At 58.7% G+C, this 23,723-nt stretch carries 23 protein-coding genes and 1 pseudogene; 13 read left to right on the forward strand and 11 right to left on the reverse strand.

From position 1 onward, the window contains the following. Positions 1–70 precede the first annotated feature (70 nt). The 3 genes and pseudogenes from ACIQU2_RS24660 to ACIQU2_RS24670 all read left to right on the forward strand — a co-directional run. Positions 71–169, forward strand: a pseudogene (locus tag ACIQU2_RS24660) (4-oxalocrotonate tautomerase family protein); the annotation flags it as partial. A gap of 213 nt (positions 170–382) precedes the next feature. Continuing rightward, the gene (locus ACIQU2_RS24665) at positions 383–811 is read left to right on the forward strand and encodes a hypothetical protein (RefSeq protein WP_056744643.1); all 429 of its coding nucleotides are present in this window, start codon (positions 383–385) and stop codon (positions 809–811) included. After that, positions 808–1,254 carry a DUF2442 domain-containing protein gene (locus ACIQU2_RS24670; RefSeq protein ID WP_403144577.1) on the forward strand — a complete coding sequence of 149 codons (447 nt, stop codon included), beginning with the start codon at positions 808–810 and terminating at the stop codon, positions 1,252–1,254. Before ACIQU2_RS24665 ends, ACIQU2_RS24670 begins: the two co-directional genes overlap by 4 nt. A 54-nt stretch (positions 1,255–1,308) precedes the next feature. Here the strand turns inward: ACIQU2_RS24670 and trmA are convergent, their stop codons facing one another. Continuing rightward, positions 1,309–2,388: a tRNA (uridine(54)-C5)-methyltransferase TrmA gene (gene trmA / locus ACIQU2_RS24675; protein ID WP_347803848.1), complete on the reverse strand. Its 1,080-nt coding sequence runs from the start codon at positions 2,386–2,388 to the stop codon at positions 1,309–1,311. Further along, positions 2,385–3,680: an NCS2 family permease gene (locus tag ACIQU2_RS24680; protein ID WP_403144581.1), complete on the reverse strand. Its 1,296-nt coding sequence runs from the start codon at positions 3,678–3,680 to the stop codon at positions 2,385–2,387. The genes trmA and ACIQU2_RS24680 overlap by 4 nt, the downstream gene beginning before the upstream one ends. Before the next feature lie 214 nt (positions 3,681–3,894). On the opposite strand from ACIQU2_RS24680, the gene ACIQU2_RS24685 reads away from it, so the two are divergent. Then, entirely contained in the window at positions 3,895–4,350 is a 456-nt protein-coding gene (locus ACIQU2_RS24685) for a DUF4879 domain-containing protein (protein WP_403144583.1), read from the forward strand. 66 nt (positions 4,351–4,416) lie between these two features. Further along, positions 4,417–4,968, forward strand: coding sequence for a DJ-1 family glyoxalase III (locus ACIQU2_RS24690; RefSeq protein ID WP_403144586.1), 552 nt, complete (start codon positions 4,417–4,419; stop codon positions 4,966–4,968). Between the two features lie 22 nt (positions 4,969–4,990). On the opposite strand, the gene ACIQU2_RS24695 is transcribed toward ACIQU2_RS24690, so the two are convergent. Continuing rightward, positions 4,991–6,229 carry an MFS transporter gene (locus ACIQU2_RS24695; protein WP_403144588.1) on the reverse strand — a complete coding sequence of 413 codons (1,239 nt, stop codon included), beginning with the start codon at positions 6,227–6,229 and terminating at the stop codon, positions 4,991–4,993. Positions 6,230–6,589: 360 nt separating this feature from the next. Between ACIQU2_RS24695 and ACIQU2_RS24700 the strand changes: the two genes are divergently transcribed. The 3 genes from ACIQU2_RS24700 to ACIQU2_RS24710 are packed head-to-tail and all read left to right on the forward strand — an operon-like array spanning position 6,590 to position 9,268. Next, on the forward strand, positions 6,590–8,029 hold the full coding sequence (locus ACIQU2_RS24700) for a cytochrome ubiquinol oxidase subunit I (protein WP_347803853.1): 1,440 nt from the start codon (positions 6,590–6,592) through the stop codon (positions 8,027–8,029). 3 nt (positions 8,030–8,032) lie between these two features. Continuing rightward, positions 8,033–9,040: a cytochrome d ubiquinol oxidase subunit II gene (cydB, locus tag ACIQU2_RS24705; RefSeq protein ID WP_140893751.1), complete on the forward strand. Its 1,008-nt coding sequence runs from the start codon at positions 8,033–8,035 to the stop codon at positions 9,038–9,040. A 57-nt stretch (positions 9,041–9,097) separates the two neighbouring features. Next, a complete protein-coding gene (locus ACIQU2_RS24710; RefSeq protein WP_082555883.1) occupies positions 9,098–9,268 on the forward strand; it encodes a DUF2474 domain-containing protein in 171 nt (56 codons plus the stop codon). Positions 9,269–9,351: 83 nt separating this feature from the next. On the opposite strand, the gene ACIQU2_RS24715 is transcribed toward ACIQU2_RS24710, so the two are convergent. Both ACIQU2_RS24715 and ACIQU2_RS24720 read right to left on the reverse strand, forming a co-directional pair. Further along, the gene (locus ACIQU2_RS24715; protein ID WP_403144593.1) at positions 9,352–10,476 is read right to left on the reverse strand and encodes a methyltransferase; all 1,125 of its coding nucleotides are present in this window, start codon (positions 10,474–10,476) and stop codon (positions 9,352–9,354) included. A 175-nt stretch (positions 10,477–10,651) separates the two neighbouring features. Continuing rightward, positions 10,652–11,383: an autoinducer binding domain-containing protein gene (locus ACIQU2_RS24720; RefSeq protein WP_403144596.1), complete on the reverse strand. Its 732-nt coding sequence runs from the start codon at positions 11,381–11,383 to the stop codon at positions 10,652–10,654. Between the two features lie 343 nt (positions 11,384–11,726). Between ACIQU2_RS24720 and ACIQU2_RS24725 the strand changes: the two genes are divergently transcribed. Continuing rightward, positions 11,727–12,503 carry a ferredoxin--NADP reductase gene (locus ACIQU2_RS24725; protein WP_403144598.1) on the forward strand — a complete coding sequence of 259 codons (777 nt, stop codon included), beginning with the start codon at positions 11,727–11,729 and terminating at the stop codon, positions 12,501–12,503. A 33-nt stretch (positions 12,504–12,536) separates the two neighbouring features. On the opposite strand, the gene mscL is transcribed toward ACIQU2_RS24725, so the two are convergent. After that, positions 12,537–12,962 carry a large-conductance mechanosensitive channel protein MscL gene (gene mscL, locus ACIQU2_RS24730; protein WP_403144601.1) on the reverse strand — a complete coding sequence of 142 codons (426 nt, stop codon included), beginning with the start codon at positions 12,960–12,962 and terminating at the stop codon, positions 12,537–12,539. A gap of 637 nt (positions 12,963–13,599) precedes the next feature. On the opposite strand from mscL, the gene radA reads away from it, so the two are divergent. Then, positions 13,600–14,967, forward strand: coding sequence for a DNA repair protein RadA (gene radA, locus ACIQU2_RS24735; protein WP_008149143.1), 1,368 nt, complete (start codon positions 13,600–13,602; stop codon positions 14,965–14,967). 132 nt (positions 14,968–15,099) lie between these two features. Here the strand turns inward: radA and ACIQU2_RS24740 are convergent, their stop codons facing one another. Continuing rightward, a complete protein-coding gene (locus ACIQU2_RS24740; protein ID WP_150658218.1) occupies positions 15,100–15,468 on the reverse strand; it encodes a PilZ domain-containing protein in 369 nt (122 codons plus the stop codon). A 158-nt stretch (positions 15,469–15,626) separates the two neighbouring features. Here ACIQU2_RS24740 and ACIQU2_RS24745 point away from each other — a divergent pair, with 158 nt between their 5' ends. From ACIQU2_RS24745 to yjiA, 3 genes are all read left to right on the forward strand, one after another. Further along, positions 15,627–17,693: a carbon starvation CstA family protein gene (locus ACIQU2_RS24745; RefSeq protein WP_403144605.1), complete on the forward strand. Its 2,067-nt coding sequence runs from the start codon at positions 15,627–15,629 to the stop codon at positions 17,691–17,693. 14 nt (positions 17,694–17,707) lie between these two features. Then, on the forward strand, positions 17,708–17,905 hold the full coding sequence (locus ACIQU2_RS24750; protein ID WP_008154232.1) for a YbdD/YjiX family protein: 198 nt from the start codon (positions 17,708–17,710) through the stop codon (positions 17,903–17,905). Positions 17,906–18,076: 171 nt separating this feature from the next. Next, positions 18,077–19,048: a GTPase gene (gene yjiA, locus ACIQU2_RS24755; protein ID WP_403144608.1), complete on the forward strand. Its 972-nt coding sequence runs from the start codon at positions 18,077–18,079 to the stop codon at positions 19,046–19,048. A gap of 98 nt (positions 19,049–19,146) precedes the next feature. Here yjiA and ACIQU2_RS24760 read toward each other — a convergent pair whose 3' ends face one another. The 4 genes from ACIQU2_RS24760 to glyA all read right to left on the reverse strand — a co-directional run bounded on the left by ACIQU2_RS24760 (position 19,147) and on the right by glyA (position 23,589). Next, positions 19,147–19,863 (reverse strand): GntR family transcriptional regulator, encoded by a 717-nt coding sequence (locus tag ACIQU2_RS24760; RefSeq protein WP_403144610.1) that lies wholly within the window; start codon positions 19,861–19,863, stop codon positions 19,147–19,149. A 25-nt stretch (positions 19,864–19,888) separates the two neighbouring features. Further along, positions 19,889–20,593 carry a FadR/GntR family transcriptional regulator gene (locus ACIQU2_RS24765; RefSeq protein ID WP_347805737.1) on the reverse strand — a complete coding sequence of 235 codons (705 nt, stop codon included), beginning with the start codon at positions 20,591–20,593 and terminating at the stop codon, positions 19,889–19,891. A 67-nt stretch (positions 20,594–20,660) separates the two neighbouring features. Then, positions 20,661–21,974, reverse strand: coding sequence for a C4-dicarboxylate transporter DctA (locus ACIQU2_RS24770; protein WP_347805736.1), 1,314 nt, complete (start codon positions 21,972–21,974; stop codon positions 20,661–20,663). A gap of 361 nt (positions 21,975–22,335) precedes the next feature. Beyond that, positions 22,336–23,589 carry a serine hydroxymethyltransferase gene (gene glyA, locus ACIQU2_RS24775; RefSeq protein ID WP_123367763.1) on the reverse strand — a complete coding sequence of 418 codons (1,254 nt, stop codon included), beginning with the start codon at positions 23,587–23,589 and terminating at the stop codon, positions 22,336–22,338. Positions 23,590–23,723 lie beyond the last annotated feature (134 nt).

Raw genomic sequence — 23,723 nt, forward strand, 5'->3', positions numbered from 1 at the left:
GTGTGTGAGTCAGTATTTATCAGATGCCTGCACACAGATACAGTGAGTTCGTGATGAGCAGCGGCAGCCTCCGGAGCTGACCCACATTGTGATCGAGGAAGTCGACACGGATAACTGGGGGTATGCGGGCATCACCACCACCGAATATCGAAAAAAACAGTCGGGTTGATTTCCTGACAAGCCAAGACAGCCGTCCTCGAGACGGCTTTTTTGTCGGCGCGAGGAAAGGATTGCTTACCATTTTGCGGTGTTCTCCACCGGCTCGAGCCGAGCCTTGGCGCTAGTCTCAAAAGTCGCAGTGATGATTCAACACAGCGCCAGTTATCGGATTTTCCAGGGAATGTCGGGTCTTCGGGCTCATTAACCTAACGGATGGGTTAGCATGAGATTATTCAGCTACAAAGGGTTTTCAATGGTGATCATGTTGCGCGATGAGCACTGCCCGCCGCATGCACATGTGGATGCCGGAACCTGGAGTGCGCGCTTCAAATTCAGCTTCTGGCACAACAGTGTCGAACTGTGGGACGTGGTTCCTCATTCTCGCAGGCCACCTGTGGCGGTGCTGGAAGGGTTGCGTCACGCGCTCGGACAACCCGCTCATTTGCGCCGCGCTCGGTGTATCTGGTGGGACAAGCTGCACACGGTCTGCCTCGATCATCAGATATGGGACTGGCAAACCAGCGAAGTCGTGGTGGTAAAAAGGGTCGCCAGTACGACCTGCATGATTGGCTCGGCTTGCTATGAGCCCGAGACGAACAAGACCCTACTGGCGCTGATGGGCGTTCCAGAGGGCGTGGAGATCGAACTATGAAAACGATAACAGCAAAAATGTTGGTGGATCGGCCCGTAACCGAAGCCGTGCTGGATGAAGCCATCCAGCGTGGCCAAGTGCGTCACAAAGGCGGTTTGCGGGCGACTTCGGTGACCTTTGTGGAACCGTGCCTGGCGGTCAATTTCATTGATGGCAGTGGCGTGCTGTTGCCCGTGCAGCACTATCCGGAGTTCGATGATTTCGACGTCGAGGATTTCGCAGACCTGAAAGTCGGCTTTTCCGGGACAGCCCTTTGCCACCAGGGCAAGGATCTGCAGGTCTCCATCGCCGGGATGGTTTCGGCCAGCAAGCCGCTGATGGATATGGCCGCGTCGGTTATCGCCTCGCGTAATGGTCGCCAAAGCAGCGCCGCCAAAGCAGAGGCTGCGCGGGCGAATGGCCGTAAGGGCGGGCGTCCGCGCAAGACAGATATCCCCCTTTAAGCACGCACAAAAAAGCCGTCGTGATGACGGCTGATTTGTATCTGGCGCCAGCAATTACCGGCGGGTCAACAACACCCCGGATTCCATGTGATGGGTCCACGGGAACTGGTCGAACATTGCGCATCGGGTGATGCGATGGGTGTCGTGCAACTGGGCGATGTTGGCCGCCAGGGTTTCCGGGTTGCAGGAGATGTAGAGGATGTTGTCGAAGCGACGGGTCAGCTCGCAGGTGTCCGGATCCATGCCGGCGCGAGGCGGATCGACGAAGACGCTACCGAACTCGTAGCTCTTCAGATCGATACCGTGCAGACGACGGAACGGACGAACTTCGTTCAGGGCTTCGGTCAGCTCCTCGGCGGACAAGCGCACCAGGGTGACGTTATCCACAGCGTTTTCGCTGAGATTACTCAACGCGGCGTTGACCGACGCCTTGCTGATTTCGGTGGCCAGCACTTTGCGCACACGCGTCGCGAGCGGCAAGGTGAAGTTGCCATTGCCGCAATACAGCTCCAGCAAATCGTCGGGGCGATCACCGAGTGAGTCGTAAGCCCAGTTGAGCATCTTCTGGTTCACGGTGCCGTTGGGCTGGGTGAACGCGCCTTCCGGCTGGCGATAGCTGAAGGTGCGACCGCCGACGTCCATCTGCTCGACCACGTAATCGTGACCGATCACTTCGCGTTTACCTTTGGAACGGCCGATGATGCTGACGTTCAAGTCGGCTGCCAGTTTCGACGCCGCCGTGTGCCAGTGCTCGTCCAGCGGGCGGTGATAGCACAGCGTGATCATCGCATCGCCGGCCAGGGTGGTCAGGAACTCCACCTGAAACAGCTTGTGGCTCAGGGCCGCACTGGCTTGCCACGCTGCCTTCAGCTGCGGCATCAACTCGTTGATGCGCAGGCTGGCGATCGGGAATTCTTCGATCAGGATCGGCGTGCGCTTGTCTTCCTGGGAAAACATCGCGTAGTGACGCTCACCGGCTTCGCGCCACAGGCGGAATTCGGCGCGCAGGCGGAAGTTTTTCAGCGGCGAGTCGAAAACCGCAGGTTCTGGCGCACCGAACGGGGCCAACAAGTCACGAAGGCGCGTGACCTTCTCTTCGAGCTGAACGGCGTAAGCCTGGGAATCAAAAGTCATGCGTTGAACCAACCCAACTTGATCACGAACAGAATCGACAGAATCACCAGTGCCGAGTTCAGCTCACGGCCGCGGCCGGACAGCAACTTGATTGCGGTCCAGGAGATGAAACCGAACGCGATGCCGTTGGCGATGGAATAAGTGAACGGCATGGCCAGAGCAGTGACCACGACCGGTGCGGCGACGGTGATGTCGTCCCAGTCTATTTCGGCCAGGCCGGATGTCATTAATACCGCGACGAACAGCAGTGCAGGTGCGGTAGCGAAGGCTGGAACACTGGCCGCCAATGGCGAGAAAAACAGCGCCAACAGGAACAGAATCGCTACGACAACGGCGGTCAGGCCGGTGCGGCCACCGGCACTCACGCCAGCTGCGGATTCGATGTAGCTGGTGGTGGTCGAGGTGCCCAGCAGCGAACCGGCCATGGCCGCGGTACTGTCGGCGATCAGGGCGCGGCCCATTTTCGGCATGTGGCCGTCCTTGCCCATCAGGCCTGCGCGCTTGGCGACGCCGATCAGGGTGCCGGAGTTGTCGAACAGGTCGACGAACAGGAAAGCGAAGATCACGCTGACCAGACCGATGTCCAGGGCGCCCATAATGTCCAGTTGCAGGAAGGTCGGGGCCAGGGACGGTGGCATCGACATTACGCCGGCGAAGGGGGTGAAGCCCATCACGATCGAAGCGATGGTCACGGCCAGAATGCCGATCAGTACCGCGCCGCGCACTTTAAGCGCTTCGAGCGCCACAATCAGGGCAAAGCCGAGGGTCGCGAGGATCGGGGCTGGTTGTTTCAAATCGCCGAGACCGACCATGGTTGCCGGGTTGCTGACCACGATGCCGGCGTTGTGCAGGGCAATCAGCGCCAGGAACAGACCGATACCGGCCGCAATCGCCGAACGCAGCGCCAGTGGGATGCTGTTGATGATCCATTCACGGATGCGGAAGATCGACAACAGGAAAAACATCACCGCCGAGATGAACACCGCGCCCAGCGCTACTTGCCAGGTGTGGCCCATGTGCAGGACCACGGTGTAAGTGAAGAAGGCGTTCAGGCCCATGCCCGGTGCGAGGGCGATCGGGTAGTTGGCGATCAGGCCCATCACCGTGGAGCCGATGGCGGCTGCCAGACACGTGGCGACGAACACCGCGCCCTTGTCCATGCCGGTCTCGCCGAGGATGCTCGGGTTGACGAACAGAATGTAGGCCATGGCCAAAAAGGTCGTGACGCCCGCCAGAATCTCGGTCCGCACGTTGGTGTTGTGTGCCTTGAGTTGAAACAGCCTTTCCAGCATGTCTGCTCCCCGTGGCGCGCCAGGCGCCGTGAATGTATCGACCCCAACAGCAAAGCACAGACCGCTGCTGGCGCCTGGTAATTTTCTGTGGGTCGGAAAAAGCCGCGCATCATACCAGCAGCGTGGGGCTATGGCTGCTTATGGCTGCGATCGTCGTCGATGTTTTGCGGTAAAGCCAAGTGCGCCATACTGCGCGCTGGTTTTGGGGGTACTTATGTATTGCATGAATAAACGTCTGATTGCCGTATTCGCAATGGCGATCGCCTTGTTCCTGGGGGCACACACCGCCTCGGCTGCATCGGCGGCGCCGTTGAGTCAGGTGAAGGTACTCAAGGTCGAGTCGCCGGGCTGCGGCTTTGAAGACATTGCGCTGGGGCAAGAGCAAACCCGCTGCAATCACAGCGGACCGAACATCAAGGTCTACGTGCTGGAAGTCGGTTACGGTCGTAGCGCGCATGTCGGGCTGGATGGTTTTGAGGTGAACGGCACCCGGACCCCGGTCTGTGCTTTTGATAACGGCAATCTGACCGATTGCACCCCAGGGAAAAAAACCGTCGGCTATCTGTATGTCTTCGATCTGGCGGGTAAACAGGAAGGCACGTTCACCTTCAGCAACACGTCGATCAACGCGCCAGGCAATACGCTGTCGACGCAGCTTTACATCAAGTAACGGCGGGCTCGAACAAGGGGCAGGAAAGCTGACTACGCTTTAAAGATCATCCAGTGGACTGCGCCCATGACCTTTAGAGCTCTGATTACCCTCGCCGAGGGCATCGATGACCTGCAATCAGTGACCCTGATCGATGTGCTGCGCCGTGCCAAGGTTGAAGTGGTGGTGGCCAGCATCGAGGGACGGCGCATGCTCACCTGCGCGCGCGGCACCCGAGTGACGTCCGATGCGATGCTGGTAGACGTGCTGGCACAGCCGTTCGATCTGATCGTCCTGCCCGGCGGTGCCGTAGGGGCGCAACATCTGGCGGCGCATCAACCCCTGCAACAATTGATCAAGGATCAGGCGGCGGCCGGGCGCCTGTTCGCCGGCATCGCCGAGGCCCCGGCGCTGGCGCTGCAAGCCTTTGGCGTACTGCGTCAGCGGCGCATGACCTGCCTGCCATCGGCCAGCCATCAACTGTTGGGGTGCAACTTCGTCGATCAACCGGTGGTGGTCGATGGCAACTGCATCACTGCCCAAGGTTCAGGGGCGGCGTTGCAATTCGCCCTGACGCTGGTGGAACAACTCTGCGGCAAAGCCAGGCGAGCGGCGGTGGCGGGGGAGTTGGTGCTCTAGAGAGTCCTCCGGACAAACTGCTTCAAACCTTCACTTCTTCCACCGGCACATGCATGCGGTCGCGGTTGGCCAGGGTCGGGAACAGTTTGATCCACGCCCCGGTCACCACCAACGTGCCAATACCGCCCATGACCACCGCTGGCACGGTGCCGAACCAATGGGCGGTCAAGCCGGATTCAAACTCGCCCAACTGGTTCGAAGCGCCGATGAACAGACCGTTCACTGCACTGACCCGGCCGCGCATTTCGTCCGGGGTTTCCAGTTGCACGAAGGAGGCGCGGATCACCATGCTGATCATGTCCGCCGCGCCCAACACCACCAACACCGCCAGGGAAAACCAGAACGAGGTCGACAGGCCGAACGCAATGGTCGCGACACCGAACACACCCACAGCGGTGAACATGACCCGTCCGACTTTGCGCTCCACGGCAAATCTCGCCAGGTACAGCGACATCAGCAGCGCACCGACTGCCGGCGCTGAACGCAGCAGGCCCAGGCCCCAAGGTCCGGTCAGCAGAATGTCCTTGGCGAACACCGGCAGCAACGCCGTCGCGCCACCGAGCAGGACGGCAAACAGATCCAGAGAAATCGCCCCGAGAATGTCCGGACGACTACGAATGAAGCGGATGCCCGCCAGCAGCGAATCCAGGGTTGCCTTGCCCTTGTTCAGCGGTGTCTGCCGTGCAGGCAGGTTGAGCATCAGCATGCAGGCGATGATGTAGAGGATCACCGTCGGGCCATAGACCCAGACGCTGCCAAAGGCGTATAGCAACCCACCGAGGGCCGGGGCAACGATAGTCGCCGATTGCTGTGCGGATTGGGCGGCGGCGACCGCGCGGGGGAACAGCGCGCTGGGCACGATGCTCGGCAACAAGGCCTGAGTGGTCGGCATTTCGAAGGAGCGGGCGGCACCGAGCAGGAACGCGAGGATGAAGATCATCTCCCGGGTGACATTGTCGGTCGCGCTACCGATGGCCAGCGACAGGGCGATCAACGCTTGCAGGGACTGACAGATTGCCGCGACCTTGCGCCGGTCATAGCGGTCCGCGACATGCCCGGTGTGCAGCATGAACAGCACTCGCGGGGCAAACTCCACCAGACCGACCAAGCCCAGATCGAGCACATTGCCGGTCAGTTGGTAGAGGTTCCAGCCAATGGCCACCGTGAGCATCTGGAAACCGCTGGCGGTAAACACCCGAGCCAACCAGAACGCGATAAATGGGCGGTGATGACGTAACAGCAAGGGCGCTGGGCTGGGCATCTGAGGGCCGGTCTTGAGCGGGGGGAGGGTCGAGATTATCACCAAGCTGTAACCAAAAGTTGCAGGGTTGGGAAATTTCGTTAGCTAGACACCGATATGCTGGCCCGCATCGGTGAGGCAACCTGTCACGCGGCAAAAGACCACACCGTCCATCGCCAAAAATGGGACTACTCTTTTAACGTTGCTTGATCCAGATCAAGACCGCTCGTGGAATTGATCCGGCGGCCAGATGGCCAGACTCCCTACGTTGTGATGTTTGTAAAAAAAGAACGAATTCAAATTCGCCGCACTCCATATCCGTGGGGGCAGTGGGTGTAGGCCACAAGCCTTCAGCCGGTATTACCTGACAGAGGAAGACTTATGTTCGGTTTGGAGGCACTTGATCTCGCCCGGATTCAGTTCGCGTTCACCATTTCGTTTCACATTCTATTTCCCGCCATCACCATTGGCCTGGCAAGTTACCTTGCGGTGCTCGAAGGTCTGTGGCTGAAAACCCATAACGACACGTACCGCGATCTGTACCACTTCTGGTCGAAGATCTTTGCGGTCAACTTCGGCATGGGCGTGGTCTCCGGACTCGTCATGGCCTATCAGTTCGGCACCAACTGGAGCCGCTTCTCGGACTTCGCCGGCTCCGTGACCGGGCCGCTGCTGACGTACGAAGTGCTCACAGCGTTCTTCCTCGAAGCCGGTTTCCTCGGTGTCATGCTGTTCGGCTGGAACAAGGTCGGGCGCAATCTGCACTTCTTCGCCACGGTCATGGTCGCCATCGGCACACTGATCTCGACCTTCTGGATTCTCGCTTCCAACAGCTGGATGCAGACGCCGCAAGGCTACGAAATCGTCAATGGCCAGGTGATTCCGGTGGACTGGCTGGCGGTGATTTTCAACCCGTCGTTCCCTTACCGTCTGTTACACATGTCGACGGCGGCGTTTGTCGCGACTGCTTTCTTCGTTGGTTCCTCGGCGGCCTGGCATTTACTGCGCGGCAAGGACAACCCGGCGATCCGCACCATGCTCTCGATGGCCATGTGGATGGCCTTGATCGTGGCGCCGATTCAAGCGGTCATCGGTGACTTTCACGGCCTCAACACGCTCAAGCATCAGCCGGCGAAAATCGCTGCGATCGAAGGTCATTGGGAAAACCACGGCGATGAGCCGACCCCGCTGATCCTGTTCGGCTGGCCGGACATGAAAGAAGAACGGACCAAATTCGCTGTAGAGATCCCGTATCTGGGCAGCCTGATCCTCACGCACTCGCTGGACAAACAGGTCCCGGCGCTCAAGGAATTCCCGCCTGAAGACCGGCCGAATTCGACCATCGTGTTCTGGTCGTTCCGGATCATGGTCGGCCTGGGTTTCCTGATGATCTTCACCGGTTTGTGGAGCCTGTGGCTGCGTAAACGCGACAAGCTCTATACCTCCCGGCCGTTCCTTTATCTGGCGTTGTGGATGGGGCCGTCCGGCCTGATCGCGATCCTCGCCGGTTGGTTTACCACTGAAATCGGCCGTCAACCGTGGGTGGTCTACGGGTTGATGCGCACGGCGGACGCCTCCTCCAATCACAGCTTCATGCAGATGAGCATCACGCTGATTCTGTTCGTGGTGGTGTACTTCGCGCTGTTTGGTGCCGGGCTTGGCTACATGATGCGCCTGGTGCGCAAAGGGCCGAAGATCGACGAAGGCAAGGAAACGCCCGAGGGCGGTCCAGGCAAGAAACGCACACCGGCCCGGCCGCTGTCCGCCGCCGATGACAACGGTGACGGCGACCACAGCCCCAGCCTGACCAAGGAGATTTGACTCATGGGTATTGATCTTCCGCTGATCTGGGCCGTGATCATCATCTTCGGCATCATGATGTACGTGGTCATGGACGGTTTCGATTTGGGGATCGGGATTCTCTTCCCGTTCATTCCGGGCAAGACCGATCGTGACGTCATGATGAACACCGTCGCGCCGGTCTGGGACGGTAACGAAACCTGGCTGGTGCTGGGCGGTGCAGCGTTGTTCGGTGCCTTCCCGCTGGCGTATTCGGTGGTGCTCTCGGCGTTGTACCTGCCGCTGATTTTTATGCTGATCGGGCTGATCTTCCGCGGCGTGGCCTTCGAGTTCCGCTTCAAGGCCAAGGATGACAAGCGCCACCTCTGGGACAAGGCCTTTATCGGGGGCTCGATCGCTGCAACGTTCTTCCAGGGTGTGGCCTTGGGGGCGTTCATCGATGGGTTTTCAGTGGTCAACCGTCAGTTTGCCGGTGGCTCACTGGACTGGTTCACCCCGTTCACAATGTTCTGTGGCGCAGCGCTGGTGGTGGCTTACGCGCTGCTCGGTTGCACCTGGCTGATCATGAAGACCGAAGGCAAGTTGCAGGAGCAGATGCATCACCTGGCACGACCACTGGCCTTCGTGGTGTTGGCGGTAATTGGGATTGTCAGCATCTGGACACCCCTGGCCCACGCCGATATTGCTGCTCGCTGGTTCACCCTGCCGAACCTGTTCTGGTTCCTGCCGGTGCCGATTCTGGTGCTGGTGACCATGTACGGTCTGATCCGCGCGGTGGCTCGCAATGCGCACTACACGCCATTCCTGCTGACGCTGGTGCTGATCTTCCTCGGCTACAGCGGTTTGGGCATCAGCCTGTGGCCGAACATCGTGCCGCCGTCGATCTCGATCTGGGACGCCGCCGCACCGCCGCAAAGCCAGGGCTTCATGCTGGTGGGCACTTTGTTCATCATCCCGTTCATCCTGGGTTACACCTTCTGGAGCTACTACGTGTTCCGCGGCAAGGTCACCCACGAAGATGGCTATCACTAGAGCACGCGACAGTGGCGCAGGGCTGAGACCTGCGTCATTTCGTCAGAGGAGATTGCGATGAAGGCGGGTAAACATTCCTTGCAGGAAATCGAAGCAGCAGAGAAAAAGCCGCTCTGGCAGCGACTCGGCTGGCTGGCGATGATCTGGACCGGCAGCGTTGTGGCGCTGTTCATCGTGGCCAGCCTGATGCGCATGTTCATGAATGCCGCGGGCCTGACGACCCACTGATTTTTTTGCACCTGATCCCATCCCGTTGCCGTGCGGCACGGATCTACAACCCTCCTTTGCTGGAGGGTTTTTTTTGCCTGGGATTATTTTCGGGCTTTAAGGATCACGAACTTGGGTGTGGCCGCCACTTGCTCGACGCCGCGGAACAACCGCGCGAGCTTGCTGTGATAACCCAGATGACGGTTGCCGACGATGTACAGCGCGCCGCCCACCACCAGCGCCTCTCGGGCCTGCTGGAACATGCGCCAGGCCAGGAAGTCGCCGACGACTTGTTGTTGGTGAAACGGAGGGTTGCATAGCACGACGTCCAGAGACTGAGGTTCCTGACCCGCCAAACCATCGCCGGCACGTACAACCACTTCCCGGACACCGAGCGCCGCGCGCCAGTTTTCGGCTGCCGATTGCACGGCCATGAACGACTCGTCCACGAGCGTGTAGTGGGCCTCGGGGTTTTGCAGGGCGCTGGCGATGGCCAACACCCCATTGCCACAACCGAGGTCGGCAACCCGCGCTGAGCCGAGGTTCTTTGGCAGGTGCGGCAAAAACGCTCGCGTGCCGATATCCAGCCCTTCGCGGCAGAACACATTGGCGTGATTCAGCAGTTCGATCTCAGGGGCGTCGAGTCGATAACGGGTCGGGTAGGGGGACACGACAGGTGCTTTGACTTCAGCGGTCGCGATCAAGAGCCGAGCCTTCTTCACTGCCAGCGAGGCTTGCACCGGCCCGATGTAGCGTTCCAGCAGATCGCCCGCGGCGCGGGGCAAATGCTTGATCATCGCCGCCGCAATCACCTGGGCTCCCGGCGCCAGTTGACCCTGCAAACGAATCAGTTGTTCTTCCAGCAAGGCGAGGGTTTTCGGGACCCGGATCAGTACCCGGTCAAAGGGGCCTGAAAAGGCTTCGCTGGCAGGTACGCTTGGCACCGCATCAAACGCCTGGCCGTTACGGATCAGATTTTTTTCCAGTCCCTGAAAGGCCAGGAACGAGTCACCGCTGCTGGTCACTTGAACCTTGCCCGCCAGGCTGGCAGCCAATGCGCCAAAGCTGTCGTTGAGCACCAAAACCCGAGTGTCGGCCGAGGGCTGTTGGTCAGCCAGATGGGTGAGCAGGTATTCGTCTGCGGCATCAAACGCCTGCAGCGGTTCGTTCTGCTGTTCGGGCTGGCGGATCAGGTCGAGTCGGGCGAAGGGTGTTTCGAGCAAGGGCATGAGGCGGGGCTCTGGGTAATCAACGGGGTCATCAACAGGTGTCCCGCGGCCCAAGGGCGTTGTAGCGGGCGAAACCGTCCGAGTGTACTTCGTCGTGAAGGTTCACACGTCATCACTCAGGAGGGACCGCAAATGGTACGTTTTTTTCTTTTGGATTACTTGCAGGTTTTTTGGGTCAGCGCATCGCGCTGCTGTTGAGAATACCGTCCTTGGTGGCGGCGATGACTGCCGAAATCTTGTTATTGACCCCGAGCTTCAGAATGGCGCTTTGCACATGGAAATTGACCGTGCGTGCGCTGAGGTTAAGAATTCTGGCACTCTCATACGCAGTCTTGCCATCAGCCGCCAGTTTCAATACATCGATCTCGCGGGGGGACAAATGCGGCACGGGTGGCTTCGTCGATTTCCTGGGCAGTGTCTGTGCGATCAACGCATGCAGATGGCGCCCGATGAACACTGAAAAACCGAGATTTTCATACAGTTCAAACGCAGTGATCGGGCAATGGCTTCTGGCCAGGCTCAGAATGCTGGAAACACCACTGTCCTCGTCATGGACCGATTGTGACCAGCCGTGCTGCAATCCTTGTTTCTCAAGCGCATCCCACAAGCACGGGGTCTTGGAAAAAAGTTCTTCGCTCCATAGGACAGGCAGCCTGGAGTGATTGCAGTGAGCCACTATTGGGTCTATTGCACCGAAATTTTTTTGTTCATATTCAATGTTCCAGTCCGTAGGGTAGTTGTTGAGCTGGACTGTATTGAAGTGGTCAGTTTTTGTTGGGTATGTTATTGAAAAGGCAAAAAATTTAAAGCCTATATTTTTCGCGAAACCCAGTGAAATCCGGTAGGCAGTCTCAATCTCCGTTGTCCGCGATAATTGGTTGAGTTGTGATTCCTTCCACCTCTCCATAGTGTCTCTCCAGATGTGACGTTACATGGGGCTGCCGTTTTGGATCCAAGATCCGGCACGAACCGAGTGTAGGATGTTTCCTATGAAGGTGTTGAGAATTTTTGGCTTTGTTTGTGATTTTTAAACAAGTATCTGGTTCTAACGTTAGGGAGTACTGATATGGATAACGAAAGGTCGGGCTTACTATAAAAGCCTTGGATTTATGCGTTAACTGGATAGTTAATGTTAAGTCGTACTATGAAATCAATGCGAATGAGGCCCTGGCTAAAGCCACTACAAATCACCGGTGTTTAAGCCCTCCGCTTTGCGGGACACTGTGGCTATCTGTTGAATGGAGCACCCCATGACCGCCAGTGCAGAAAAATTCACTCGCCAGACCTTGCTCGACGTCCAGTCGCAGACCCCCAGTCTGTTCACCCTGCGGACCACCCGGGATCCGGGTTTTCGTTTTCGTGCAGGGCAATTCGCCCGGCTGGGCGTTACCAAGGCTGACGGCAGCACCGTATGGCGGGCCTATTCCATGGTGTCGTCGCCCTATGACGAGTTCCTCGAATTCTTTTCCATTGTGGTGCCGGGGGGGGAGTTCACCAGTGAGCTGAGTCGGCTCGGAGTCGGCGATACGCTGCTGGTCGAGCGTCAGGCCTTCGGTTACCTGACGCTGGATCGCTTTGTCGACGGCCGTGATCTCTGGTTGTTATCCACAGGCACCGGCCTGGCGCCGTTTCTGTCGATCCTGCAGGACTTCGAGGTCTGGGAGAAATTCGAACGAATCATCCTGGTCTACAGTGTGCGCGAAGCCCGGGAACTGGCTTATCAGGACCTCGTCAGCGGGTTGGCCCAGCGCGACTATTTAGCGGAGTTTGCGCACAAGCTGCAGTTCATCACCACGGTCACGCGCGAGCAGCATCATGGCGCTCTGAGCGGCCGGATCACTGCGCTGATCGAAAATGGCGAGCTGGAGCGGGCGGCAGGCCTGGCGCTGACGGCCGAGGACTCAAGGGTCATGCTTTGCGGCAATCCGCAGATGATCGATGACACGCGCAAATTGCTCAAACAGCGCCATATGCACTTGAGCCTCAGTCGCCGACCCGGGCAAGTGGCGGTGGAAAACTACTGGTAAAAAAACGGCGCCTCAAGGGCGCCGTTGCTTGTTTTACTGACCTGTTGAGGGCCGGTTGTTCTGAGCCTTGAGCAGATCGCGGATCTCTTCCAGCAGCTCTTCTTCCTTGGTCGGAACCGGCGGCAGCGTTGGCGCAACGGCCTCTTCGCGTTTCAGGCGGTTGATGGCTTTGACGCCCATGAAGATCGCGAAGGCGACGATGATGAAGTCAATCATGCTCTGGATGAATTTACCGTACGCCAGCGCCACCGCCGGGATGTCCCCGTTGGCTGCTTTGAGCGTAATGGCCAGGTCACTGAAATCCACCCCACCGATCAGCAGGCCAATGGGTGGCATGACCACGTCGCCTACAAACGATGAAACGATCTTGCCGAAGGCGGCGCCAATGATGATACCGACGGCCATGTCGACCACATTACCTTTGACCGCGAAGGCCTTGAACTCACTTATCACGCCCATAGGTTATTTCCTTGTTACAGATGAGGTTGGTGAGCGCAGTGTAAATCAGCACGATGCATCCTGCTCGAAACAACTGCTTACACAGCTTGCCGGCTAGCGACCTTCTCAGCGGTAAAAAGTTTGAAATTGCCACTGCTCTTGTTCGGGGTAGCCGCTTTAACGTAGGGCGCTCCAGCGCGCCCGCAGGACATTTTACCCATCGATCGCTCGTCTCTGCTGAGTGGAGGGAGATGCAGGATAAAAACATAGAAAGTAGGGGCTTTAGCATCACTGGTTGATGCAAGGGCAATGTGCGGTATATGCAGTTTTATGTTAATGGTTTGCAGGGTGTACGGACTCGCACCTCAAACAAACTCCCTGTGTTAGATGGTGAGAATGCCATTTTATTGCCATTAGCTTGGATTGTACGTTCAAGTTCTGAATGACAAGGATTTGTACAGGTTTGATTTTTGTTTCATGGGGCGAGACTAATGTCGGGTTGGATATGTTTGGAGTCGTTGTACAGGTTTTCATAGTTAGTAATGCCGTGTATGTATTCCAGGGCTGAACAAGTTTCTACCGAAGATTCGCTGGGTAACTTCGGCGTACTGATCCGCTCCAGCTGAGCTATCATCGCGTTTTTTTGCCGGGAGTTCAGATGGCCAAGGCCAAGCGCATGTACGGCTGCACCGAGTGCGGCTCAACCTTCCCCAAGTGGGCCGGCCAATGCGGCGAGTGCGGGGCCTGGAACACCCTGACTGAAACCATGGTTGAGAGTGGCGGTGCCGCAGCCCCCAGCGGTCGCACCGGCTGGACCGGTCAACAGGCACAGATCAAGACCCTGGCCGAAGTCAGCGTCGAAGAAATCCCGCGTTTTTCCACAGCGTCCAGCGAGCTCGATCGGGTGCTGGGCGGTGGTCTGGTAGACGGCTCGGTGGTGCTGATCGGCGGTGATCCGGGCATCGGCAAATCGACCATTCTGCTGCAAACCTTGTGCAACCTCGCCAAAGTCATGCCAGCACTGTACGTCACCGGCGAAGAATCCCAGCAGCAAGTGGCCATGCGCGCCCGTCGTCTCGGCTTGCCTCAGGATCAACTGCGGGTGATGACCGAAACCTGCATCGAGACCATCATCGCCACCGCCCGGCAGGAAAAGCCCAAGGTGATGGTGATCGACTCGATCCAGACGATCTTCACCGAGCAGCTGCAATCGGCACCGGGCGGCGTGTCCCAGGTCAGGGAAAGCGCGGCGTTGCTGGTGCGCTATGCGAAGCAGAGCGGCACGGCCATTTTCCTGGTCGGTCACGTGACGAAAGAAGGTGCATTGGCCGGGCCGCGAGTGCTGGAGCACATGGTCGACACGGTTCTGTATTTCGAAGGCGAATCCGATGGGCGCTTGCGTTTGCTGCGGGCGGTGAAGAACCGTTTCGGCGCCGTCAACGAACTGGGCGTATTCGGTATGACCGACAAGGGGCTGAAAGAAGTCTCCAACCCTTCGGCGATTTTTCTCACCCGTGCGCAGGAAGAAGTGCCGGGCAGTGTGGTCATGGCGACGTGGGAAGGGACGCGACCGATGCTGGTGGAAGTCCAGGCGCTGGTGGACGACAGTCACCTGGCCAATCCACGTCGGGTAACGCTGGGGCTGGACCAGAATCGACTGGCGATGTTGTTGGCGGTGCTGCACCGTCACGGCGGCATTCCGACCCACGATCAGGATGTGTTTCTCAACGTGGTTGGCGGGGTGAAGGTGCTGGAAACGGCCTCCGATCTGGCGCTGATGGCGGCGGTCATGTCCAGTTTGCGCAACCGGCCACTGCCCCACGATCTCCTGGTGTTCGGCGAAGTCGGGCTTTCCGGCGAAGTACGCCCGGTGCCGAGCGGCCAGGAACGCTTGAAAGAAGCCGCCAAGCACGGCTTCAAACGCGCCATCGTGCCCAAGGGCAATGCGCCTAAAGAGGCGCCACCGGGGTTGCAGATTATTGCCGTAACGCGTTTGGAGCAGGCGCTGGACGCTCTGTTCGAATAACCTTCCAGATAGAACACAATCCTTGTGGGAGCGAGCCTGCTCGCGAAAGCGGTATGTCAGTCGACTTAAATGTTGAATGTCAGACCGCATTCGCGAGCAAGCTCGCTCCCACATTGGAATGGGGATTGGCCCTCAGACTTCAATCAGTGCACCCAACTCCCGCTCCAGCTCCTGCGGATCGCCAAGGTTGAGTTCAACCAATCGCCGCAAGCGTTCGATGGATTCCAGGCTGATATGTCGGCAGACGAAGCCGAGCTGACCATGATCATCGTGGGTCAGTTGCACATCCATCTTGATGGCGACGTCCTCGTTGAGATGAATATCCACCAGGAAATGCCACTCCCGATTCCCCAGCCACGGTTCGGGCTTTTCGATCAACAGTCCCTTCAGTGACAGGTCGATCAACTTCACCGGCCAGATGAATTCCCCCTGACTCAGTTCGGTTCGGGCATCGAACGCAATACGTTTGAAGCGGCGGCGATCGGCAGGGTGCTCGCTCATGGCGCAATCCTCGTAAGTGTTCGCTGACTATAGACCCGCATTGTCAAAGGCTGCCAGCAAAGTGATGGCTCAACCCATGTCGGGGGATGGCCTTTGCGGCCGTTAGCGCTAAACTCGGGATGGCTGTCTTTCTTGTCCACCCTGGCTGGAATCATAAAATGAAAAATAATAATAGCCTGCTACGCCACCTACCCTGGCTGCTGCTGGCAATCGTAGGGGCGTGCGCCCTAGGGGTAGTGGCATTGCGCCGAGGCGAGGCGATCAACGCCTTGTGGATTGTGGTCGCCGCCGTGGCCATCTATCTGGTTGCGTATCGTTACTACAGTCTGTTCATCGCTAACAATGTGATGCAGCTCGACCCGCGACGGGCCACCCCCGCCGTGCTCAACAATGACGGTCTGGACTACGTCCCCACCAACAAACACATCCTCTTCGGTCACCACTTCGCCGCCATCGCTGGCGCGGGGCCGCTGGTCGGTCCGGTTCTGGCGGCGCAGATGGGTTACCTGCCCGGGACGCTGTGGCTGATTGCCGGCGTGGTGCTGGCGGGTGCCGTTCAGGACTTCATGGTCCTGTTCATGTCCACCCGCCGCAACGGCCGTTCCCTGGGCGACATGGTCCGTGAAGAAATGGGCCGCATCCCCGGGACCATCGCGCTGTTTGGCTGCTTCCTGATCATGATCATCATCCTCGCGGTGCTGGCGCTGATCGTTGTAAAAGCCCTGGCCGAAAGCCCGTGGGGTATTTTCACGGTGATGGCGACCATCCCGATCGCGATGTTCATGGGCATTTACATGCGCTACATCCGCCCGGGTCGCATCGGTGAAATCTCCGTTGTCGGCGTGTTGCTGCTGCTCGGTTCGATCTGGCTCGGCGGGCAGATTGCCGCTGATCCGGTCTGGGCCAAGGCGTTCAGCTTCACGGGCGTGCAGATTACGTGGATGCTGGTCGGTTACGGTTTCGTGGCCGCCTCGTTACCGGTCTGGCTGATTCTGGCGCCGCGTGACTATCTGTCGACCTTCCTGAAAATCGGCACCATCGTGGCGTTGGCGATCGGCATCCTGATCACCATGCCTGAGCTGAAAATGCCGGCACTGACCCAGTTCATCGACGGCACCGGCCCGGTGTGGAAGGGCGGTCTGTTCCCGTTCCTGTTCATCACCATCGCCTGTGGTGCGGTCTCGGGTTTCCACGCGCTGATCTCCTCTGGCACCACACCGAAGCTGCTGGATAACGAGGTCAACGCCCGATACATCGGTTACGGCGGCATGCTGATGGAATCCTTCGTCGCCATCATGGCCATGGTCGCCGCTTCGGTGATCGAGCCGGGCGTGTATTTCGCCATGAACAGCCCGGCGGCAGTCGTCGGCGGTGACGTGGTGGCCGTGGCACAAACCGTCAGCAGCTGGGGCTTTGCAATCACCCCGGAAGCGCTGCAAGCGGTGGCCAAGGACATCGGTGAAACCACGATCCTGGCCCGTGCTGGCGGTGCGCCGACCCTGGCGGTTGGTATCGCGCAGATCCTGCACAGTGTCCTGCCGGGTGAAAACACCATGGCGTTCTGGTACCACTTCGCGATTCTATTCGAAGCGCTGTTCATCCTGACGGCAGTCGATGCCGGTACCCGCGCCGGCCGTTTCATGCTGCAGGACTTGCTCGGCTCCTTCGTGCCGGCGCTCAAACGCACCGAATCCTGGACCGCCAACCTGATCGCAACCGCCGGGTGCGTGGCGATGTGGGGTTGGTTGCTGTACCAGGGCGTGATCGATCCGCTGGGTGGCATTAACACCTTGTGGCCGCTGTTCGGTATCTCCAACCAGATGCTGGCCGGTATCGCGCTGATGCTCGGCACCGTCGTGCTGATCAAAATGAAACGCCAGCGTTATGTCTGGGTCACCATGCTGCCCGCCGTGTGGCTGCTGATCTGCACCACCACCGCCGGCTTCATCAAGCTGTTCGATGCCAATCCGGCGATCGGCTTCCTGTCGCTGGCCAAGAAGTACAGCGATGCGCTGGCCAACGGTCAGATCCTCGCCCCGGCCAAGGACATTACGCAAATGCAGCACGTGATCTTCAACGCCTACACCAACGCAACGCTGACTGCGCTGTTCCTGTTCGTGGTATTCAGTATCCTGTTCTATGCGCTCAAGGTCGGTATTTCCGCCTGGGGCAGCAAAGAACGTACGGATAAAGAAGCGCCATTCCAGGCTCTGCCGGATGCGTAATCGAGGATTGCAGCATGTTCAATGACCTGAGTCGCCTCGGTAAATACCTCGGTCAGGCCGCGCGCCTGATGGTCGGCATGCCCGACTACGACAATTACGTCGAGCATATGCAAACCAAACACCCGGACAAACCGGTGATGACCTACGAAATGTTCTTTCGGGAACGCCAAGAAGCTCGTTACGGTGGCAAGGGTGGGCCGAAGTGCTGTTGATCTACTAGCGGCGTGTTATCAGATGTGATGTGGGGCGGTTTTTTGTGGGAGCGAGCTTGCTCGCGATGCAGGCAACTCGGTTTATCGTTAAAACCGTGGTGATGCCATCGCGAGCAAGCTCGCTCCCACAGGACCGCTCCCATTTTTTTGTGTAGTAGAAGGAGATCCAGTTTGTCCTCTCCCATCCCAGTCACGATCCTCAGCGGCTTTCTCGGCGCGGGAAAAACCACGCTCTTGCGCCATCTGCTCAAAGCCGAACACGGCCTGAAAATCGCCGTGATCGAGAACGAATTCAGTGACGCCGGTATCGACACCCAACTGTTGGGCGACGAACCGGTGCAAGTGATGACGCTGTCCAACGGCTGTGTCTGCTGCACCATCCACACCGACCTGACCAAGGCTTTGTACCTGCTGCTCGAACGCCTGGACAGCGGCGAAATCGCCTTCGACCGTCTGGTGATCGAATGCACCGGCCTGGCCGACCCGGCACCGGTGGCGCAAACGTTCTTCATCGATGAAGAGCTGCGCGAGCGCTACATCCTCGACGGCATCATCACCCTGGTCGATGCAGCGCACGCTGACATTCACCTGACTCAAACCATCGCCCAGGCGCAGATCGGTTTCGCCGACCGCTTACTGGTGAGCAAGCGCGATCTGGTGGACGAGGCGACGTTCAACGCCCTCAGCGAGCGCCTGACCCGCATCAACCGTCGCGCACCGATCCGCGTGGTCGAGCACGGCAAGATCGATCTGGCCGAATTGCTCGACGTGCGCGGTTTCAATCTCAATGCCGACCTTGGCGGCGGCGTCAGCCTGCGCCCGGTGAGCAAAGCGCCGTCCATCGACCGCATTTCCAGCCTGGTGCTGCGCACCGAAAAGCCGCTGGATATCGACAAACTCAGCGAGTTCATGAACGAACTGCTGGAGGACCATGGCAAGCAATTGCTGCGCTACAAAGGCGTGTTGAACATCCTTGGCGAGCCGCGGCGCATGGTGTTTCAGGGTGTGTTGAAGTTATACGGATTCGATTGGGACACCGAGTGGGCGGACGATGAAACGCGCGAAAGCGTGATCGTGTTCATTGCCGATGATTTGCCGGAAGAGAAAATCCGTGAGGGGTTTGCGCGGGTGGCAGCAACCTGAAGCATTGTCGGCGTCTGCTATGAGCCCATCGCGAGCAAGCTCGCTCCCACATTTGGAATGCATTCCCCTGTGGGAGCGAGCTTGCTCGCGATAGCGATCTAACCGGCAGCACGATCTTGGCTGGATCTCGATCCAGCGTTCAGCAATGTCGCCTCTAGATGATTCAGATGCCGGCTCATTAGTGTCTCGGCCTTCCGAGCATCCCCACGCTCAACCGCATCCAGAATCCCCTCATGCGCCTGCCACACGCAATAACCCTCGGCCTGCGCATCGAACTGCGCAATCGCCAATGAAGTAAGCGGTACCAAACTGCCAAGAAAATGCGCCAAAGGTGCATTCCCCGCCATTTCGGCCAACTGCAAATGAAACTCCCCGGACAACCGAATCGCCGGGCCACGCTGATCGCGCTCCAGACACCGGCGCTCGCTGTCGATCAAGTCGCGCAGACGATTCAGGTCTTGTGGGCGAGGCTGCTGACAGGCCAGCCGCACCAGCGTGAGCTCGGTCAGTCGCCGGGCGTGAAGCGTCTGCCGAGTTTGCTCGACATCTGGCGCGGCGACCCGGGGACGATGATGGGTGCGAAGGATGATGATCTGCTGATGAGACAGGCGCGTCAGTACCTGGCGGATGCTGCTGCGGCTCACCCCGAACATGTCTCCCAGGCTTTCTTCGGTGAAGCGACTGCCGGGGACGATGCGCTGTTCGAGAATGGCATCGAATACCCGTGAGTAGAGATCATCCGCCGACGGCTTCCCAGTGTTCGTCCGCGGGAAGGGCAGGGCAGTGAGTGTTTGCGGTGAGGCGAAGCTGTTCATGGCTTGTCTCCAGTTCGAAGCGGATTCAACTGACGAGGTTGTCGTCCGGAATATTCAATTCGATGCCCATCCGCTGGCCTTCCCGAAGGATGTGCCGACGCATCTCGGCGCTGGCCTGGGCGCTGTTTTTGCTGCGAATAGCGCGCACCACGGCTTCGTTCTCCTCAAGGCGCTCAGCCAAATGCTCCGGGGAGTTGCGCAGCACGTCGGCGCTTTGCTTGAGGGCGTTGCTGGTCTGTTGCACCACACTCTGGAAAATCGGGTTCGAGGTCAGCGTGAACAGTTCTTCGTGGAACGCGATGTAGGCGTTTACCCCGGCTTCGCTGTCGTTGGCCTCCAGCGCTTCGCGCATGTCCATCAGGGTCAGGCGCAGTTGCCCGACTTCCTTGCTGCTGATCGACTGCGCCACCAAACCGACAATGAACGGTTCGAGGGTGTAGCGCAGTTGCAACACATCTTCCAGGCTCGCACCGGCGACTGCGCTGTCGTGGCGTTGGCTGTCGCTGAGATTGGCCTCCAGCACCACCACGCCTTTACCCGGCATGGAGCGCACCAGCCCGAGGGTTTCCAGCACGATGACGGCTTCACGCAGGCTCGGGCGGCTGATGCCCAGTTGTTCGGCCAGTTCACGCTGCCCCGGCAGCATCTCGCCGGAGCGCCACTGACCACGGGCCAAAGCGGCCCGGAGTTTTTCTACGACTGAATTGACGACGGTTGATGTGGTGATCACTTTTCGCTCCATGAGCATCCAAAACGATTGATGACCGTGCCTGCCCGTGGGCAGGCACGGCGATTATTCAGAATTCCTGCTGATGCGCCGGGCCGACAGGCTTTCTCGGCTGGAAGGTATAACCCACATGGCCGGACAGTACTTTGTTCGCCCGTTGGATATCGATGTCCTTTTCCCAGCGCGCGATGGCCACGGTGGCGACGCAGTTGCCGATCAGGTTGGTCAGCGCCCGGCCGATGCCCATGAACCAGTCCACTGCCAATACCAGCACCAGGCCGACCACCGGAATCGCCGGGATCGCCGTCAGTGTCGCCGCGAGAATCACCAGCGCCGAGCCAGGAATCCCGTGAGCACCTTTGGAGGTGATCAACGACACCAGCAGAATCGTCAGCAGGTCGGTCATGGCCAGCGGCGTGCCGGTCGCATTGGCGATGAACACGATGGCGAGGGTCAGGTAGATCGAGAAACCGTCCAGGTTGAACGAGTAACCGGTTGGAATGACCAGCCCGACCGTCGAACTGCCGATGCCCAGATGCTCAAGCTTGCGCATGATTTGTGGCAGCACAGCGTCGGAGGAGGCGGTGCCCATGACGATCAGCAGTTCTTCGCGCAGGTACTTGAGCAACGGCCACATCTTCAGGCCCGAAAGGCGCATCACCAGGCCGAGAATCAATGTCACAAACGCCACACAGGTCAGATAAAACAGGCCAACCAGGCTGCCCAGGTGCTGCAGCGAATCCAGGCCATATTTGCTGGTGGTGAAAGCGATGGCGCCGAACACGCCGATCGGCGCCAGACGCACGATCATGCCCATGATGCGGAAGATCACGTGGCTCAGCTCATTGATCAGCCGGGAAATACCCGACGCTGCTTCGCCCACCAGGTTCAGCGCACTGCCGAACAGCACTGAAAACAGCAGCACTTGCAGAATGTTGTTCTCCGCGAAGGCGCCGATTACCGAGGTCGGGATCAGGTTCATCAGGAACTGGGAGGTGGTTTGCATGTGCTGACCGCGCTGGGCGATGTCGCCCATGTCGGCAGCGGCAAGCTGATCCAGATGAATGTTCGCGCCGCTGCCGATGCCGGTGGTGAAAGCGAACACCAGACCAATCACCAGGGCGATGGTGGTCAGGATTTCGAAGTAGATCACCGATTTCAGGCCGATGCGTCCGACCTTCTTCAGGTCGCCGGCACCGCTGATGCCGCTGACCACCACGCAGAACACGATCAGACCGATGAGCATCTTGATCAGTTTGATGAAGCCATCGCCGAGCGGTTTGAGCTGGGCGGAGTATTCAGGAAGGGTCAGCCCGCAGACGATGCCGAGCACCAGTCCGAGAACCACTTGGAGGAAGATTGAACGCGAGCACCATCTGAGCATGGGAGGAATCCTGGTCGGTGTCCTGGCTGCCGTGCGCTTCGCGCATCAGATTCAGGACTTAATTATTGTGGTCTTACCGGTATGTCCAGTGCAGGCGCAGTCTACGCTGGGTTTTTTCAGGATTACAAGTGGAAATAGAAAAATTGGCATGACCGGTCTGACCGGTTGAGTTGATCCCGTTGAAAATCAAAAGATCGCAGCCTTCGGCAGCTCCTACAAAGGTGCGTATGTTCGCGAAATCACGGGTGTATACAGTTTTTGTAGGAGCTGCCGGAGGCTGCGATCTTTTGATCTTTATGACGGATGAAAAAAAACCGGTCATCACTGACCGGTTTTTTCATTGCTGCGGTTTGCGGGGCAATTAAGCGCCGTATACCGGCAGTTTCTTGCAGATGGCCTTGACCTTCTCACGAACGGCGTCGATCACCGCTTCGTTGTTCAGATCCGCCAGGATGTCGCAGATCCAGCCGGCCAGTTCTTTGCACTCTGCTTCCTTGAAGCCACGAGTGGTCACGGCCGGAGTACCGAAGCGCAGACCGGAGGTGACGAACGGGGAGCGTGGATCGTTTGGCACGGAGTTCTTGTTCACGGTGATGAACGCTTTGCCCAGAGCGGCGTCGGCGTCTTTACCGGAGATTTCCTGCTTGATCAGCGACAGCAGGAACAGGTGGTTTTCAGTACCGCCCGACACCACGTCGAAACCGCGCTCGATGAACACACCGGCCATGGCCTTGGCGTTCTTCACCACTTGTTGCTGGTAGGTCTTGAACTCAGGCTGCAGGGCTTCCTTGAAGCAGATCGCTTTGGCGGCGATCACGTGCTCCAGCGGGCCACCCTGGGCGCCCGGGAATACCGCGGAGTTCAGCTTCTTCTCGATGTCGGCGTTGGCGCGAGCCAGGATCAGGCCGCCACGTGGACCGCGCAGGGTCTTGTGCGTGGTGGTGGTCACGACGTCAGCGAAAGGAACCGGGTTCGGGTAGACGCCAGCGGCAACCAGACCGGCCACGTGGGCCATGTCGACGAACAGATAGGCGCCAACCTTGTCAGCGATTTCGCGGAAACGCGGGAAGTCCAGGATCTGCGAGTAGGCAGAGAAACCGGCCACGATCATTTTCGGCTTGTGCTCAACCGCCAGACGCTCGACTTCGTCGTAGTCGATCAGGCCGTTGCCGTCGATGCCGTATTGAACGGCGTTGTACAGCTTGCCGGAGGAGGAAACGCTGGCACCGTGGGTCAAGTGACCGCCGTGCGCCAGGCTCATGCCCAGGATGGTGTCGCCCGCTTGCAGCAGAGCCAGGTAAACGGCGCTGTTGGCTTGCGAACCGGCGTGCGGCTGAACGTTGGCGTAATCGGCGCCGAACAGTTCTTTTGCACGGTCGATGGCCAGTTGCTCGACCACGTCGACGAACTCGCAACCACCGTAGTAGCGCTTGCCCGGGTAGCCTTCGGCGTACTTGTTGGTCAGTACCGAGCCTTGAGCTTCCATGACCGCAGGGCTGGTGTAGTTTTCCGAAGCGATCAGCTCAATGTGCTCTTCCTGGCGCTGAGCTTCTTGCTCCATGGCGGCAAAGAGATCGGCGTCGTACTTGGCAATAGTCAAATCACGGCTGAACATGGCGGTCCTCAAGGATCGGGGCAGAAAAGGGGGGCATTCTAACCCAATGGGTTTTAGATGGCATATGAAAGGACATCATGTCGCAGACAAGTGGGCTTCATGACGAGATCAGCGGTGATCATGCCGGCCTCATC

Origin of the sequence: Pseudomonas sp. NPDC098740 (assembly GCF_044760065.1) — a bacterium.
Classification (GTDB): Bacteria; Pseudomonadota; Gammaproteobacteria; order Pseudomonadales; family Pseudomonadaceae; genus Aquipseudomonas; species Aquipseudomonas rossensis.

Bases quoted from the DNA above. Each gene is read 5' to 3' on its own strand.
- ACIQU2_RS24665 (WP_056744643.1), top strand. From the start codon at position 383: ATGAGATTATTCAGCTACAAAGGGTTTTCAATGGTGATCATGTTGCGC.
- ACIQU2_RS24670 (WP_403144577.1), top strand. From the start codon at position 808: ATGAAAACGATAACAGCAAAAATGTTGGTGGATCGGCCCGTAACCGAA.
- trmA (WP_347803848.1), bottom strand. From the start codon at position 2,388: ATGACTTTTGATTCCCAGGCTTACGCCGTTCAGCTCGAAGAGAAGGTC.
- ACIQU2_RS24680 (WP_403144581.1), bottom strand. From the start codon at position 3,680: ATGCTGGAAAGGCTGTTTCAACTCAAGGCACACAACACCAACGTGCGG.
- ACIQU2_RS24685 (WP_403144583.1), top strand. From the start codon at position 3,895: ATGTATTGCATGAATAAACGTCTGATTGCCGTATTCGCAATGGCGATC.
- ACIQU2_RS24690 (WP_403144586.1), top strand. From the start codon at position 4,417: ATGACCTTTAGAGCTCTGATTACCCTCGCCGAGGGCATCGATGACCTG.
- ACIQU2_RS24695 (WP_403144588.1), bottom strand. From the start codon at position 6,229: ATGCCCAGCCCAGCGCCCTTGCTGTTACGTCATCACCGCCCATTTATC.
- ACIQU2_RS24700 (WP_347803853.1), top strand. From the start codon at position 6,590: ATGTTCGGTTTGGAGGCACTTGATCTCGCCCGGATTCAGTTCGCGTTC.
- cydB (WP_140893751.1), top strand. From the start codon at position 8,033: ATGGGTATTGATCTTCCGCTGATCTGGGCCGTGATCATCATCTTCGGC.
- ACIQU2_RS24710 (WP_082555883.1), top strand. From the start codon at position 9,098: ATGAAGGCGGGTAAACATTCCTTGCAGGAAATCGAAGCAGCAGAGAAA.
- ACIQU2_RS24715 (WP_403144593.1), bottom strand. From the start codon at position 10,476: ATGCCCTTGCTCGAAACACCCTTCGCCCGACTCGACCTGATCCGCCAG.
- ACIQU2_RS24720 (WP_403144596.1), bottom strand. From the start codon at position 11,383: ATGGAGAGGTGGAAGGAATCACAACTCAACCAATTATCGCGGACAACG.
- ACIQU2_RS24725 (WP_403144598.1), top strand. From the start codon at position 11,727: ATGACCGCCAGTGCAGAAAAATTCACTCGCCAGACCTTGCTCGACGTC.
- mscL (WP_403144601.1), bottom strand. From the start codon at position 12,962: ATGGGCGTGATAAGTGAGTTCAAGGCCTTCGCGGTCAAAGGTAATGTG.
- radA (WP_008149143.1), top strand. From the start codon at position 13,600: ATGGCCAAGGCCAAGCGCATGTACGGCTGCACCGAGTGCGGCTCAACC.
- ACIQU2_RS24740 (WP_150658218.1), bottom strand. From the start codon at position 15,468: ATGAGCGAGCACCCTGCCGATCGCCGCCGCTTCAAACGTATTGCGTTC.
- ACIQU2_RS24745 (WP_403144605.1), top strand. From the start codon at position 15,627: ATGAAAAATAATAATAGCCTGCTACGCCACCTACCCTGGCTGCTGCTG.
- ACIQU2_RS24750 (WP_008154232.1), top strand. From the start codon at position 17,708: ATGTTCAATGACCTGAGTCGCCTCGGTAAATACCTCGGTCAGGCCGCG.
- ACIQU2_RS24760 (WP_403144610.1), bottom strand. From the start codon at position 19,863: ATGAACAGCTTCGCCTCACCGCAAACACTCACTGCCCTGCCCTTCCCG.
- ACIQU2_RS24770 (WP_347805736.1), bottom strand. From the start codon at position 21,974: ATGCTCAGATGGTGCTCGCGTTCAATCTTCCTCCAAGTGGTTCTCGGA.
- glyA (WP_123367763.1), bottom strand. From the start codon at position 23,589: ATGTTCAGCCGTGATTTGACTATTGCCAAGTACGACGCCGATCTCTTT.